Origin of the sequence: Corynebacterium sp. HMSC055G02, assembly GCF_001809065.1 — a bacterium.
Lineage (GTDB): Bacteria > Actinomycetota > Actinomycetes > Mycobacteriales > Mycobacteriaceae > Corynebacterium > Corynebacterium jeikeium_D.
In genome coordinates, this window is sequence record NZ_KV795675.1 from 61,196 (window position 1) to 75,680 (window position 14,485).

General features: G+C 61.3%; 13 protein-coding genes and 1 pseudogene. 8 read left to right on the forward strand and 6 right to left on the reverse strand.

The genetic code is table 11. From position 1 onward, the window contains the following. Positions 1–277: 277 nt before the first annotated feature. The 6 genes from HMPREF2547_RS10070 (at position 278) to HMPREF2547_RS11030 (ending at position 7,430) form a co-directional block, all read left to right on the forward strand. The gene (locus tag HMPREF2547_RS10070) at positions 278–1,990 is read left to right on the forward strand and encodes a SulP family inorganic anion transporter (RefSeq protein WP_016423154.1); all 1,713 of its coding nucleotides are present in this window, start codon (positions 278–280) and stop codon (positions 1,988–1,990) included. A gap of 189 nt (positions 1,991–2,179) precedes the next feature. Next, complete coding sequence (locus HMPREF2547_RS10075) at positions 2,180–2,722, forward strand: DUF488 domain-containing protein (RefSeq protein WP_070605789.1); 543 nt, start codon at positions 2,180–2,182, stop codon at positions 2,720–2,722. A gap of 314 nt (positions 2,723–3,036) precedes the next feature. Further along, a complete protein-coding gene (locus HMPREF2547_RS10080; RefSeq protein WP_016423156.1) occupies positions 3,037–4,104 on the forward strand; it encodes an LLM class flavin-dependent oxidoreductase in 1,068 nt (355 codons plus the stop codon). Between the two features lie 82 nt (positions 4,105–4,186). Further along, positions 4,187–4,546: a Cd(II)/Pb(II)-sensing metalloregulatory transcriptional regulator CmtR gene (locus tag HMPREF2547_RS10085; protein ID WP_005530797.1), complete on the forward strand. Its 360-nt coding sequence runs from the start codon at positions 4,187–4,189 to the stop codon at positions 4,544–4,546. After that, positions 4,543–6,435 (forward strand): heavy metal translocating P-type ATPase, encoded by a 1,893-nt coding sequence (locus HMPREF2547_RS10090; RefSeq protein ID WP_016423157.1) that lies wholly within the window; start codon positions 4,543–4,545, stop codon positions 6,433–6,435. Before HMPREF2547_RS10085 ends, HMPREF2547_RS10090 begins: the two co-directional genes overlap by 4 nt. A 641-nt stretch (positions 6,436–7,076) precedes the next feature. Further along, entirely contained in the window at positions 7,077–7,430 is a 354-nt protein-coding gene (locus HMPREF2547_RS11030; protein WP_016423158.1) for a type IIL restriction-modification enzyme MmeI, read from the forward strand. Between the two features lie 70 nt (positions 7,431–7,500). On the opposite strand, the gene erm is transcribed toward HMPREF2547_RS11030, so the two are convergent. The 5 genes from erm to HMPREF2547_RS10120 form a co-directional block, all read right to left on the reverse strand. After that, the gene (gene erm / locus HMPREF2547_RS10100; RefSeq protein ID WP_070517629.1) at positions 7,501–8,355 is read right to left on the reverse strand and encodes a 23S ribosomal RNA methyltransferase Erm; all 855 of its coding nucleotides are present in this window, start codon (positions 8,353–8,355) and stop codon (positions 7,501–7,503) included. Between the two features lie 349 nt (positions 8,356–8,704). Further along, positions 8,705–8,938, reverse strand: a complete 234-nt coding sequence (locus HMPREF2547_RS10105; protein WP_224784272.1) for a recombinase family protein — start codon at positions 8,936–8,938, stop codon at positions 8,705–8,707. A 197-nt stretch (positions 8,939–9,135) separates the two neighbouring features. Next, positions 9,136–9,390, reverse strand: coding sequence for a HepT-like ribonuclease domain-containing protein (locus HMPREF2547_RS11070; protein ID WP_081636726.1), 255 nt, complete (start codon positions 9,388–9,390; stop codon positions 9,136–9,138). Further along, positions 9,311–9,640, reverse strand: coding sequence for a nucleotidyltransferase family protein (locus HMPREF2547_RS10115; protein ID WP_042389445.1), 330 nt, complete (start codon positions 9,638–9,640; stop codon positions 9,311–9,313). Before HMPREF2547_RS10115 ends, HMPREF2547_RS11070 begins: the two co-directional genes overlap by 80 nt. A 274-nt stretch (positions 9,641–9,914) precedes the next feature. Beyond that, on the reverse strand, positions 9,915–11,396 hold the full coding sequence (locus tag HMPREF2547_RS10120) for an ApeA N-terminal domain 1-containing protein (RefSeq protein WP_016423163.1): 1,482 nt from the start codon (positions 11,394–11,396) through the stop codon (positions 9,915–9,917). A gap of 1 nt (position 11,397) precedes the next feature. On the opposite strand from HMPREF2547_RS10120, the pseudogene HMPREF2547_RS11130 reads away from it, so the two are divergent. Beyond that, positions 11,398–11,553 (forward strand): annotated as a pseudogene (locus HMPREF2547_RS11130) (hypothetical protein); the annotation flags it as partial. A 160-nt stretch (positions 11,554–11,713) separates the two neighbouring features. Beyond that, positions 11,714–11,977 carry a hypothetical protein gene (locus tag HMPREF2547_RS11135; RefSeq protein WP_197737674.1) on the forward strand — a complete coding sequence of 88 codons (264 nt, stop codon included), beginning with the start codon at positions 11,714–11,716 and terminating at the stop codon, positions 11,975–11,977. Positions 11,978–12,253: 276 nt separating this feature from the next. Here the strand turns inward: HMPREF2547_RS11135 and HMPREF2547_RS10130 are convergent, their stop codons facing one another. Continuing rightward, positions 12,254–14,200: a hypothetical protein gene (locus HMPREF2547_RS10130; protein WP_016423165.1), complete on the reverse strand. Its 1,947-nt coding sequence runs from the start codon at positions 14,198–14,200 to the stop codon at positions 12,254–12,256. Positions 14,201–14,485 lie beyond the last annotated feature (285 nt).

A 14,485-nucleotide genomic window follows, 5' to 3' on the forward strand; every position in this document is an offset into this window, starting at 1 on the left:
CCCCCCCCCAGCCCGCCGTCAGGCCCGACCCATGAGCAGTGGTGTCGCGCTCTGTATGACACTGGTACCGGTTCTCCTGGGCTACCTGCTCTTCGGACACCGGCTCACGCACGTCACTCCAAGCACCGCGACAACGCTCCAGCGAACTCCCGCCAGGTCAGGAAGTTTTATTCCCCCGACATGAGGCCTCGGCCAGAACCGGGAATGTGACCGTCGGAGGATGGCACCTTGTGTATCCTTTGAGTGTCATTGAGCCCTGAAGGAGCAAGAAAGTAGCATGACCCACCCCTCCTCCGCCGCCTCTACGGTGGGCATCCGGTCCCGTGCCCTGCGTTTCGCACCGCGCCGCTCGGACTGGTCCCGCGCGACAATCGGGCGCGACCTCTCGGCAGGCCTCATGGTGGCCCTCGTCGCCCTCCCCCTCGCACTCGGCTTCGGCGTTGCGTCCGGTGTCGGCGCGGCGGCCGGAATTACGACGGCCATCGTCGCGGGTATCCTGGCCGCAGTCTTCGGCGGTAGCAATGTCCAGGTAAGCGGCCCGACCGGCGCAATGACCGTCGTGTTAATCCCCATCGTGGCCAACCATGGTGCCGATGGGGTGCTCGTCGTCGGCGTGCTGGCAGGGCTCATGCTGCTCGTGTTGGCGGTCACCGGTGCTGGCCGAGCGATGAAGTACATGCCGTTACCTGTCGTCGAAGGTTTCACCGCCGGTATTGCGTTAATCATCGGCCTCCAACAGCTGCCCGCAGCACTCGGTGTTGACGTGGACGGCGAGAAAGTCCTCGGGTTGGCGTGGGGCGCAATCAAAGCTTGGTTAGACGCTCCGGCATGGCAAGCGCCCGTGATGACCATTGCGGTGGCGGCTGGAATCGTGCTTGCTGCGCGCGTTCGTAGCGGCTTCCCCGCGGCGCTGGTGTTGGTAGCTGCCGCGACGGCCATCAACATGCTGGCAGACAGCGGCCTGAAGACAATCGGGTACATCCCGTCGACGTTGCCTGCCCCGCGCTGGCCACAGATCCCGTGGGAGCACCTGGATTCGCTTCTGTTGGCAGCAGTCGCCGTCGCAGCTCTCGGCGCGTTGGAATCGTTACTATCTGCGACGGTTGCCGACGCAATGACTGTTGGCGACCGGCACGATCCCGACCGCGAGCTCTTTGGACAGGGCGTGGCCAACGTCGTCGCGCCCCTGTTCGGCGGGATTCCCGCGACCGCCGCGATTGCCCGAACTGCCGTCAATGTGCGGGCAGGCGCAGGCACACGCCTGGCAGCGGTGTTCCATTCGCTGCTCCTGCTCGTCGCCGTACTCGTCGCGGCTCGGTGGGTGGGCGAGATTCCTCTCGCCGCGCTCGCCGGCGTGCTCATCGCCACTGCGATTCAGATGCTCCACCCGCGGAACCTCCGCTCGGTGATACGCGCCACCAAGGGCGACGGGGCGACCCTGCTCATCACAGCTGCCGCCACCGTCGTGTTCGATCTTGTAGTCGCCGTGCTCATCGGCCTCATTATGGCGGGCTTCTTCGCACTGCGCGATACCGCCCGCACGGCGGTATTAGAGGCCGCCCCGCTAGACGAGGGAGACCACCGCGACAAGGAGCGTGAGCTTCTCGACGAGCACATCGCCGCCTTCCGTATGGAAGGCCCCCTCTTCTTTGGTGCAGCGCACGATTTCCTCCTCGAGCTCGCTGATGTCTCGTCGGTCAAGGTTGTCGTGCTCCGCATGCGCTACGTTACGACGATCGACGCCACCGGCGCCCAGATGCTCGCCGACACGATTGGGCGCCTCGAACGCCGCGGTACCAGGGTCTTGCTCGCAGCCACGAAGCCCGAACATATTCCGGTGTTGCGCGAACTCGGCGTATTCGACCAGCTTGCGCACGAGAATCACGTCTTCGACAACACTCTCGACGCCATCGCCCACGCCCGACTGCATGCCTCGCGCATTCAGCATGAAGAGTCTGATGGCGCACCCGCGGCATCGCAGAGTCAATAGCTTGGCTGAGCCAGACAATGGTCACTCCGTCGCAGTCGACCCTGCAATCGTGGGTCCACATCCCCATCGCGCGACGCTTGAAAAACCTTTACACGTTGCACTTAAACTCCACGACGTGTCGTTGCAAAGTCACCTTCTCATTCGTGAAGCCGATGTGAGTGTAATCGCTTGGCGCGTAGCATTGGTGACATGCGCATTTTCACCGTGGGCCACTCCAACCTCGAGTTCGAGGACTTCGCTGAAATGATCAAGGCGGCCGGTGTGGCATCCATCGTGGATGTGCGCAAGCTGCCCGGGTCCAGGAAGTACCCGTGGTTCAACGGCGACCACCTTGCCGAACACCTTCCCACATGTGGCATCACTTACAGCAGAAGCGAGGGCCTAACCGGACGGCGCAACGTGTCCCACTCGGTGCCGTTTGAGGTTAACGGCAACTGGCGTAACCGCAGTTTCCACAATTACGCCGACCATGCGCTGGGCGAGGAGTTCTCCGACGCGATCTCGCAGCTACGGGCGAACGCAGCCGAAACTCCCACCGCGATCATGTGCTCCGAGGCGGTGTGGTGGCGCTGCCACCGGCGTATCATCGCCGGCCACCTCATCGCCCACGGTGACGAGGTTGGCCACATTATGGGCCTGGGTGCAGCCGGGGCGAAGGTGAGCGAGGCAACGCTCAACGACGGCGCAGTCATCGGCAACGATCTCCTCGTGCGCTACCCCGAGCGGGGCTAGCACATACACCAGAGCCCAGGGGGCTGCATCCTCCTCGACCTGACCTACGCTTTGTATTCATGGAGCGCCCGCCACCTTATGAGCAGCAGTATCGGAGGCGCACCAGCGGATAGCACGCTCAAACGAGCTTTAGGTTAGGAAATCTGAACCGCTCAATCTAAGAAGACCACCGGGGACTCCGGTAGCGCCCCAAAGCGCCGAATCGAAAAATCGATCTACCGTCTTGCCACGGACCTAGACATCGAGCTTAAAGTCCACGGTATCTCGTTGCAAAGTTACTTTCTCGTTAGCACCATGAAAAGGAGTGGTATCCAATGAAAGCGTTCGGATTCTTAAGCTTCGGGCATTACGCCTTCGGTGGCCAGCGCGGGCCATCTGCGGAAAAGATCGCCAAGACTCATCTGGAGATCACCCAGGCTGCGGACGAAATCGGCGTGAACAACGCGTCCTTCCGAGTCCACCACTTCGTGCCGCAGGCCTCCGCCCCGATGCCGCTGCTGGGTGCTGTCGCGGCCACCACCAAACACATCGAGATGGGCACCGGTGTCATCGACATGCGCTATGAAAACCCGCTCTACCTCGCCGAAGAGGCCGCGTCGCTGTACCAAATTTCCGGTGGCCGCGTGGCCCTGGGCGTCTCGCGCGGCGCCCCAGAGGTGGCTGACCGCGGCTGGGAGGCCTTCGGCTACAAGGGTAAAGCGCCCAACGGCGCGGACGTGGCGCGAGCCCACCTCGAGGCGTTCATGGCTGCAGTGGACGGCAACGGATTCGCCACCGCCGCACCGCTAGACCGGCAGTACCCCAACATGTTCCAACCCGGCTCCGCCCTGCCGGTCTTCCCCATGGTGCCCGAGCTGCGTAAGCACATTTTCTACGGCTCCGGCACCCACGCTTCTGCCGAGCAAACCGCCAAGGACGGGCTCAACCTGATGTCCTCCACCCTGGTCTCCGAGACCACCGCCGAGACTCTGGGCGAAATCCAGGCGGATCAGATCAGCCGCTACCGCGCCGCGTGGAAGAAGGCGGGCCACGATTGGACGCCGCGTGTGTCGGTGTCCCGCTCCGTCTTCCCCATCGTCGACGGCGCGGACATGCAGTTGTTCGGCATGCAGGCCTCCGGCTCCGATCAGGTGGGCATGCTTCCCGACGTCGGCGCCTCCACCTTCGGCCGCACCTACGCCGCCGAGCCGGACAAACTCATTGAGCAACTCAAAGCCGACGCCGCCGTCATGTCCGCCGACACCCTGCTCATCACCATCCCCACTGGGATGGGCGTCGACGTCAACGTGAAGATCTTGGACAACTTCGCCACGCATGTCGCCCCCGCGTTGGGTTGGCAGCCGAATCACGAAGGCCCAGTTACCGGCTATCCCATCGACTAATTCCTGCAGGTCGCAGGACCTTCGCGGAACCGTCAGTTCAGTGCATTTTGAATAGTTCAACACACGTTGTATTGTTCAGCACATGCTGACTATTGCTTCGCGCCTCGACGTCATGAACCGGCTCGGCCGGGCCATGGCTGATCCGACGCGTTCCCGAATCCTGATGACCCTACTCGACGGTCCGGGCTACCCGGCCGAGATTTCGCAAAGCTTGGATCTGACCCGCTCGAACGTCTCGAACCACCTGTCCTGCCTACGCGATTGTGGCATCGTCGTCGCTGAGCCGGAGGGCCGTAAGACCCGCTACGAAATTGCCGATCCGCACCTCGCGGCGGCGCTCGAAGCGCTGGTCAACGCGACGCTGGCCGTCGACGAGAATGCCCCCTGCATCGACACCGAGTGCTCGGTGCCCGGCTGCGGCGAGAAAGGAACGGACGCATGAGTTCAGCATGTGGATGCGAACACGAACCCGCCACGGAGATCGAAGAGCTCGATCGGCCATGGTGGAAGGACCCCGAGCTACTGCTACCGATCTTCTCCGGCGTAGCCCTCATTACAGGACTGGCGCTGGACTGGTCCGACTTGGAGACGCCCGCAACGGTACTGTATTGGCTTGGCCTGCTGTTGGGCGCTTACACGTTCGCACCTGGAGCGATCCGGAACCTTGTCACGAAGCGCAAGCTCGGCATTGGCTTGCTTATGACGATCAGCGCGGTCGGCGCGGTGATCCTTGGTTTCGTCGGAGAGGCCGCGGCGCTGGCGTTCCTGTACTCGATCGCCGAGGCGCTTGAAGACAAGGCGATGGACCGGGCCCAAGGCGGACTGCGGGCACTGTTGAAGCTGGTACCGCAAACCGCGACCGTGCTGCGCGACGGTACGACGGCCGAGGTCGCTGCGAAGGACCTTGAGGTTGGCGAGCTAATGGTCGTACGCCCCGGGGAGCGGATCGCCACGGACGGCATCATTCGGTCCGGACGCTCCAGCCTTGACACCTCAGCGATCACCGGAGAATCCATTCCGGAGGAGGTTGCGCCCGGCGACGAGGTACCCGCGGGAGCGATCAACTCCGCCGGTGTGCTGGAGGTCGAGACGACCGCAGCTGGAACGGACAACTCGCTGACCACACTCGTCGACCTCGTCGAGCAGGCGCAGGCGGAGAAGGGTGACCGCGCCCGGATCGCCGACCGAATTGCCCAACCCCTAGTGCCCGGGGTGATGATCCTGGCGGTGCTGGTCGGCGTGATCGGCTCGCTGTTGGGCGACCCCGAGACTTGGATCACCCGTGCGCTGGTGGTCCTGGTCGCAGCGTCGCCGTGCGCGCTGGCAATCTCCGTGCCGCTGACGGTCGTGGCCGCGATCGGCGCGGCCAGCCAGTTCGGAGTAGTCATCAAGTCCGGCGCGGCGTTCGAGCGACTCGGCGGCATCCGTCACCTAGCGGTAGACAAGACCGGAACCCTTACCCGCAACCAGCCCGAGGTTACCGGAGTGGTCCCGGCAGACGGATTCGATCGGGCGCAGGTGCTTTCCTTCGCGGCGGCGGTTGAGCAGCAATCGACGCACCCCCTCGCCGCGGCGATCGTGGCAGCGGAGCCCGAAGCGCCCACCGCCTTGGATATCAGCGAGGAAGCCGGTCATGGCATCGGCGGCACCGTCGAAGGCCGACGGGTGCTGGTCGGCAGCCCCCGATGGATCGACGCCGGGCCACTGAAGGCGGACGTTGAGCGCATGGAGTCCGAAGGCCAGACCTGCGTCCTAGTCACCGTCGATGACGCTCTCGCCGGGGCGATCGGGGTGCGCGACGAGTTGCGGCCCGAGGTGCCCGATGCCGTGCAGTCCCTGCACGACAACGACGTGGAAGTGAGCATGCTCACCGGCGATAACACTCGCACCGCCCGGGCGCTGGCTGAAATCGCCGGAATCGACGACGTGCGCGCCGAGCTGCGACCGGAGGACAAGGCAAGCATCGTCGCCGAACTCTCCTCCAAGACGCCGACGGCGATGATCGGCGACGGCATCAACGACGCGCCGGCACTGGCGGGCGCAACGGTGGGCATTGCGATGGGAGCAACCGGCTCTGACGCCGCGATCGAGTCCGCTGACGTCGCCTTCACTGGCCACGACCTCCGGCTGATCCCGCAGGCGCTGCAGCACGCCCGCCGAGGCAGCAGGATCATCAACCAAAACATCGTGCTGTCTCTGGCCATCATCATCGTGTTGATGCCACTGGCGATCAGCGGTGTACTGGGCTTGGCCGCCGTCGTGTTGGTACACGAAGTCGCCGAAGTCATCGTGATCTTGAACGGCCTGCGGGCTGCACGAGCGAAACGCTGAGGCTGTGACCGGCAAGTCTTATAAGGGTTAAACCACGCGCCGAGCGCACACACGTTGGACCAGGCGAGTCATTCGAGTTCACCACCTGGTCCTTCTCGATGCGTGCAGGCACGGGAACTGTGGGGGAACCTAATAGTTCAACGGTTCGATACCGCTTGCAGATTCTTCACACGAGGTAGCGGAATGGACCGAGGCCGAACGAAAACCCGAGTTAGAGACAGCGCTCTTCAACCTACCCCCAATAACGCGAAACGTCATTAACGCCTCGCGTTACACGTTGAACTTGAACTCGACGGAGTGTCGTCGATAAATAACCATTTGATGCGCGCGTGCGGAATTAACAACGAAATACCGCTAAAACAGACAACATATGGGGTGCACAGAAACACATATAAGTTCTGCGGAAAACCTATAGGGTGCGTCGCTAAAAACCGCTGTGCGCGAAAAACATAAAGGGTTTACGGACCCGGTCCCAGACCCCTCAATACTCTGAGCCGGAAGAATGGAAAGTGGAAGGTTGATGTATCCCCACTATTTATTTTTTCCGTTTTTCGGAGTACATCGGGAGCTACAACTGCGGACCAGCTCTGTGTGAACTAGATGAGAAGGCGCAGCAGCGAATCATCGACGCTGGACAGTTGGTGCTGCGGGCACGCGAGCGGCACCCCCAGCGGTCACTCGCGGAGCACTACAACCCGTTATCGATGGACCCAATTCTGCTCAAGGCTCACAACAACTTGGACCGGGAAGTCGATAAGGCTTTCGATGTGGCACGCAAACTCACCAACGAGCGCCAGCGCCAGGAGCTACTGTTCGCCAGCTACGGGGAGTTGGCGAGGGGCTATGTCTCCTCGCTTTCATCAAAATCGAAACCACCAGCAGGGTCGTTCCCCGTGCGGGTGATTTTGATCGGTCCCGCTGCTGGGTGTAGAACCCTGTCGCTGGCAACGCCGGGAACTATGACTGTGCCCGACGAGAACACGTCACTGCCATAACGCGGCTCACGGTAGACGAACATGGGTCGTTCACTACTACTGGTGGATTTCGGTTTTGGTGGTGGGGGGATTACCGCCGCCGGCCTCGATTTTTCCGTTGAGGAGGTCGTTGACTACTTCCCGATGGTGAAATGGGCCGATGGTGAGGTAGAGAGGAACCAGTCACCTGGAAGAGATCGATCCAGTCGCTGGTGTGCAATCTGGGAGGTAGGGTCGCGGGGTCGATTCCTCGCGAGCGCAACCATGATTGTGTCTCTGAACGTGATGAAAACAACCCTGCCCTTCGGAGAATTTCCCCTATCCCGCGTCCCCGGGCAGTGAAAACGGTGTGCACCATCGCCTGAAAGGCTTTGCGCTGCTCTATCGGAATCTTCGGGTCACCCACCCGGCGGATCACTAAGATCCCCCCGTCAACGTTTGGCTGTGGCCGGAAAGCAGACCTTGGTACTCGGGAACCAAGGTGAAACGTGAACCATGGGGACCACTGAGCCGTCATCATCGTGCTTGCACCTACCCCGGCCCGGCGGCGAGCGACTTCCCACTGCATGAGGAGTACAGCGTCAGTCCATGCCGGCGCATGCAACAACTTTCGAAGAATGGCAGTGGTGAGGTGAAAGGGAATGTTTCCCACAATGACGCAGGGAGTGGCGGGTAACCGGAAGTTAAGGAAATCATCATGGACCACTTCGACCGCCGCCGAGGCGGTCTTTTTTGTGAGTTTGGCAGCTAGTTTTGCGTCTACCTCAACTGCCGTTATCGCCCTCCCCAAGTGGGCCATCGGGTGAGTGAGGGCACCGCTTCCTGGCCCGATCTCAATGATGGGGCCGGAGGTTTGTTTCACAAGATCGACGATGGAGTTGATGATCTTGTGGTCTGTGAGAAAATTTTGGCCATGCTCGTGACGGCCGTATCCGTATGCAGACATCAGGTGTGCTCCTTGGAGTTGAAACGGAGCCGGGCATGACAAATAGCCGCCCGGCTAAAGGACCGGAGCGGTTTCTAACCTGCGGGAGGGAGAAAACCGCCTTAGCGGCTGGTGAGCGGCCGCATGAAAACGGAACCTGAAATCAACATGGGCCTATCGTATCCAATTAATTTCGCAGGGTCCAATACGGTGAGAAAGAAGACAACCGCACCGCAACAGTGCAAGACCTCTCTGGATTGGAATTTGTCCTACCTTCGGCTCGTCGTACAGACGCCACTGGCGTATTTTGTCTCTGGGCAACGAGGGGGAGTTACCCCCACCTCCGGATGTTTTTAAGGTGCACCCCTTATTACGCTGTGGTGCGGGAGTAGTTTTGTCCGACTGATCGGACTACCCACCGACGTGGGGCGGGTAGTTCGAGGTCCCAGCAGATGATCGCGTCGATTTCGCCGCGTTCAAAGGATGCCACCATGGCGTCGTAGTCGGGGCGAGCCACATTCTTCTTTGACGCGGAAATGGACTGATCGACGTAGTTATGTCCTATGTCCAACGTCCAAGCCACGCTGCTTTGCAATGGCTTCACAGTCCTGACGCTGCCGGTCGATGGTGAGGCCATCCACGTCAGCGTCTCGCGAGATACGAAGGTAAATAGGAGCGCGTGTTGCCAAACGCTTTTAATAAGGCCCTTAGCTAACATTGAACTTAAACTCGACCACGTTCCGTAGCCGAATAACCTTTGGAGCCGCGCCGTCAGTTAGCAGAGATGTGGCACCGCAGCGCCTAGGCAAGAGGAGGCAGATGAGTATCGACGATATCGCGGACCACGTCGATGTCGACGCCGAAATACTGGTGCACCAGGATGTTGCGGAAATCCCGAATCTGAGGCCAGACGATCTCAGGGTGCGCGCCGGTGATCTCATCGGGAAGATGGTTCACGGCTTCGCCGGACTGCGACTCACAGCGGCACCGCCTCGGCGAGCGTCGAAGCGGATACCGGGTGCCTGAGCAACTGGGCAGGAAACACGTCGATGCCATCGCGCCCGAACAGAGCGCGACTCTCCTCGAGCAGACCAGACGCACGCATCAGGAGACGTCCCTCCGCAGGGTCCATCCCGACGAGGATGTCGATGTCCGATCCTGCAGACGCGGTGCCGCGCGCGACGGACCCGAACAACTTCGGGTTGGTCGCGCCGTACCGATCGAGGAGCACCTGGAACTTGTCAAGACGCGCAACGAGAATCTTGCGTAGGGCAAGCGTCTCGGGCGTCACGACGGTCTCAGACATGCTTCCGGGGGTAACGGGCTCGGCAGCACGTCGACATGGAGCTTTGACATTGAAGCGGAACTCCACCGCGTTCTTAAGGGCCGACGACATTCTCCCGTCTCACCGCCGCACCAGGCGGCACTGACGCGCTGCCACCACTTACAGCCGGTCGTCTCGCCCGCCCGCCATGACGCACTCAACGAACGAGCGATAGAGCAGGCTTACACGCGTCTCGCACTAAACGACCGGGCAGCAGCGTCACGGAGGTTCCGAAGTAGCGGCTATCGCAGTGCACCTAAGGGGTTGGTGAGGGAACCAGCCATTCGGCAGCGGTACGGAACGTAGCCCTCAGTTGCGGGTGCTCCCGCACGATCTCTCGCTGCCGCTCCGCCGGCAACCCGAGCTCGTGCAAGAGGTTGAGGATTACGACCGCGGTCGTCACCTCGACGACGGCGATCAGCTCCTCGATGGAATGGTTGGACGTTCTGCCCTCGTGCGCGAGGTCATTGCGGGCGCGCGTCGTCCACTTCGCCCAAGGGTCGACATCCGGTAAGAGCTGTGCGATCGCTTCCTGATCGGGTCGCGCGGCGAGGGCATGGAGCCGATCACGGAGGGTCGGGTCGTTGCGGATCGCCCCCTTGAACCTGTTTCGGTGCTCATCGGGTACCTGCGCCAGCATCGCCTCTCGCATCGCCCTGAACTCCACGTTGGGGAACGGTTTCTCGTCGATGCGGAGGTTGCGGTGCAACACCTCGGCAGCACCGACTGCCGTCAGAAGATTGTTCTCAACAAAACGGGCCGGTGCGTAGCACAAGCCCAAGATCATGTTTGTCGCTGCCTCCAGGCGGCCATGGGCCTCGCACCATCGGGGCATGACCTCCTCAAATGGGATCGAGCCGCAGGTGAAGAACATTCGGTGGTGATCGACGGCTTTCGCGTCGTGTTTTCCAAGCGCGGCCGGTGAGTAGAGCACATCGGCACGTCGGCGCGGCAGCGGGCGGCCATCAGGGAAGTGCGACTCGGTCCCGGCAACTTCCAGTCGGAGCCAGATCACTCCGGCCGCGCGATGCGTCGCCAGGGAGATCAGGTCCTGCACCAGGCTCGCCTCCTGCAGAGCAACACTCAGAGAGAATGGTTCGGCTGGCACGACGCAGATGGACACCGTGTCCCGCATACGTCCGACGCTTCCTCCCTTGCGCTGGTCGAAGAATGGAAGCGTGTGCGTGTGCTGAAGGCGATACTCAGTGTCGTCGACCACGACCGATTGCGCCTCGACCGGCTTCACCGAGATACGCCCGGTCCCGTCGATCTTGCCGTCGGGAGCCCCGAGGGATCCTTCGAACACAGAAGACGCCGCCCAGAGACTCAGATCCTCGACTGAGACTTCTGCCCCAGCGAACGCCGGATCCGCGTCACCGCTGACATGCGCGCCGATGATGGCGACCGTCGCGGTCACGGTCTGCTTATCAGGGCTCGCCACTCGCGCACCCATGGTCCTTCTGGTGCTCCTAGGAACACAGCCGAGCAGTGTGATCTCCCTGAGCTCGGCCACACCGTGCATGACTTCCCAGGTGCGGGTTCCTTCGTGAACAGCAGTCCATCCAGACGAGTCCGTCGTCAAGATCCGATCCTCGAAGGTGCCGATCAGCGACAGAGAGAGACCATCTTCCGGGTCGTACCGTAGGACACCCGGGACCTTCTCGCTAGGGGCTTCCGGCAGCCACCACACGCCAGCCCACTCGCCGGCCTTGTCGAGGTTGAGAGGATCATTAGGCATCGTGCTCCCGGTCCGGGCTCCTTCCTGTCTTGCGACCAGATGTCAGGTCGAAAATCTTTACTCCACCACATGCCCCCACGTAGGACAATCTACAGCGAGATCATGGTCAACTGAGATCGGATGCGGCGACTGGCACACAATCGCAGTTCGACGCGACGGCACAGCCCTCGCAACTGGCAACAATCAGCGAGGGCAGACCGACGTCGCCCGGTGGACACACCTGTCCGGGGTCTCTGCCGGCTACCCTGCACACCGTCGGCTTACACGAAGACGGCACCGTCGTCGCCGTCAGCGACGACAGCAGAGGCCAGTGCGAGGTGTCATCGTGGAGAAGCATCACCTCAGTAGCGGCCGGCTCCGTCCATACGCTCGCGCTGAGCCAGACCGGAAGGGTCTTCGGAACGGGCGACAACCAGTTCGGCCAGTGCGATGTCCAGTCATGGACCGGCATCACAGCGATCGCAGCCGGAGCGAGACACTCGCTCGGGCTGCGCGCCGACGGAACAGTCGTGGCTGCGGGCGACCACACCGAGCAGCAATGCAATGTCAACGCCTGGGCCGCTCGACCACAGATGAACTGAAGTCCAGCGTGCCCGATAATCGGCCGTCGATCACACGTTGAATCTAAACTCCACCGAGTTCCGGCACATAGGTACATCTGAACACGGGGTTCACGTGCTCCCCCTCCCCACGGTCAGTGCTCGCTACTGATCAGGGGACACAGGCTCACCTTCGACGTGGGTCAGCCTGCAGGACGCCACGAAGGAGGTACCGCGCCATCACGCCGGCAGGGAACCCGGCTGAGACGCCACATACTAGGGATCTGAAGAGGGCTCGACCATGCCAGCGGTCGGCCCCTATTCCTTCGCGAGCACGGCGTTATCCGTCAGGCAGAAGTCATCGTTGATCTTGATGACCAGCGCAACGAGTAGGCGGAGCGCTGTTAGATACGTGTGGCGGTGAACGCGGTCGTCGTCACCGTCTGCCTGTGATCCATGGAGGTAGCGGTTGCGCAGGCTAGGTCCGTTGCTGAACTCCTTATCGTTAAGGAAGTAGTTGAAGTAGCTGACCTCCGCGGCGCTGAGCAGCGTTGATCGATGCACCAGCCATCCGGCGCTCACCATCTCGTCAATGGCTTTCTGGCCGGCCGCCGAATGATGGAGACAGCTCGTCACCTCGTACTCCCAGAGTTCCTTGAGCACATGCAATTGTGGCGCGCTTGCAAACGCAATTCGGTCACGATCTCCGGTCAGGATGCCCTTCTCGACCAGGAAGTCGATGTTGCGCTGTTGGTACTCGTGGAACTGGTCGTAGGCGATGTCATTGGCGATGACCAAGTGGAGGAAGCTCTCTGCCTCCAGATCGCTGCTGATGTGCACCAATCCGGATTGGTCCGAGAAGAGCAGGTGCTGAATTCCTTGGATGTCCGCGTTGTTGGCAACGTAGGCGTACTTATCCACAACCTGACTCGGGATGTCGCCGTAGGAAAGCTGCTCCGATGTGATTGTCAGCAGCTCCGGGTCAACCTCGCCGTAGTCGACATGCAGCGTGAACTGCTTGAGGACGCTCTCCATCTCTGAGAACAGATGGCGGCTCTTCTCAAGGTAGGTAGCGGTCGGGCTGGAGGCGCGGTACTTCAGCCCCTTGGCACCGAACTCCTGCTCAAGGTAGTCCGTGAAGAACCAAGCGATGACCGACTCGAGCTCTATACCTTCGGAGCTGAGGAAGCGCTCGTACATCAAGGTCTGGAGCAAGGACGCCTGATCCTTGAGCCTGAACACCGCCCCCGTCCGGTAGTCGCCCTTGCCCGGCGTACCCATGAACCGCTCGAAGACGCCAAGTTGCGCTCCGTAGGAAGGAAGTTCCAGGAGCATGTGGTCGTTGGCGAACTGGAACAGGTGAACAAAGTTATTCAGGATAGTCGGGTAGTCGAGGTTCTCCGTGAGCCAGGTTCGACTGTAGGAGTACTTGCCAACCATGCCGTCCAAAGACTGGACGACCTCTTCGACCTGATCGGCCGAGATGCCCACTTCGCAGCCGGTCTTGATCCCCTCCGTGGACTCGAACATCTTCTTCGTGAGCGCATCTGCCTTGCGACGAGCCTTTAGCTTCAGTCGTGCATCGACGCCGGTGTTCTTGTCAGCTCGTGCGGATGCGATCAGCTTGACGAAGTTGAGGTTGGGCTCTTCCTCATCGAGATATCGGTCAAACAGGCCACGCTGATCCGCGGGAGTAAAGCTCTTCGGAAGATGGATTGGATCCCGCCCCTCGGACTGGAGGAACTTCCGCGCAAGCAGCTCAGCATTGCGCGGCTCATCGAGTAGCAGGGCCCGAATTTCCTGGTCGTAGGCACGCACGAGTGTCTGGCATGAGAGCAGATCGTGCGGGTGGAAACTCTGCTCTTGAAGTGCAGCAAGCACGATCGAGTCAGTGCAGCGCTCGAAGACCTTGTTCTTTCCGAGGAGATCGAGGACGTCTGTGCGGTACTGAAAGTCAACGTCCTGAACGAGCGTTGAGAAGGTGGCGTCAGTCACTTTGCCGAAAAACCTGCCGATGACTTCCCGGATCTCGGAGACGTGCGCCAGAGGCGCGTCTCGCTCTGCTTCGGCCAGGTCCTTCGGGAGAACTTTGTGTTCTAGGAACAACGCGAGATGATGCAACTCAACGATGTCGTTTATGCCTTGATCGCCACGAGTAGCATCGAATTCACGGACGAGCTCTAGGAGGCGGTCGGCCTGCCAGAAGGTTCCGTAGTCGCTGAGGCCGAAGAACTTCAGTCTCTTCTCTGGTCCGCTTTCCGACACTCGAATCTCCCTCCCGGTAGGCGTCACTCTATACAGTTCGGGGGCGCCTAGTGGCACGAATTTGAAGTTGTTGCCTGATCGTGCAGCAGTCCCCTTGGGCGGAGCCGTCGTCCACGTCGATCGTTGCGCCGGCTCCTCGTTCTGTCGTGGAAGCGAGCCGAACTAGCGGCGCATCACCCCGAGGCGGACACGACCTACGTCTCCATGGGCATAGTCCCGCGCCCCATCGGGCTCCTCCCCACCGCGGAGCGGCGCACGACGGACGATGTACAACTACGCGGGTAG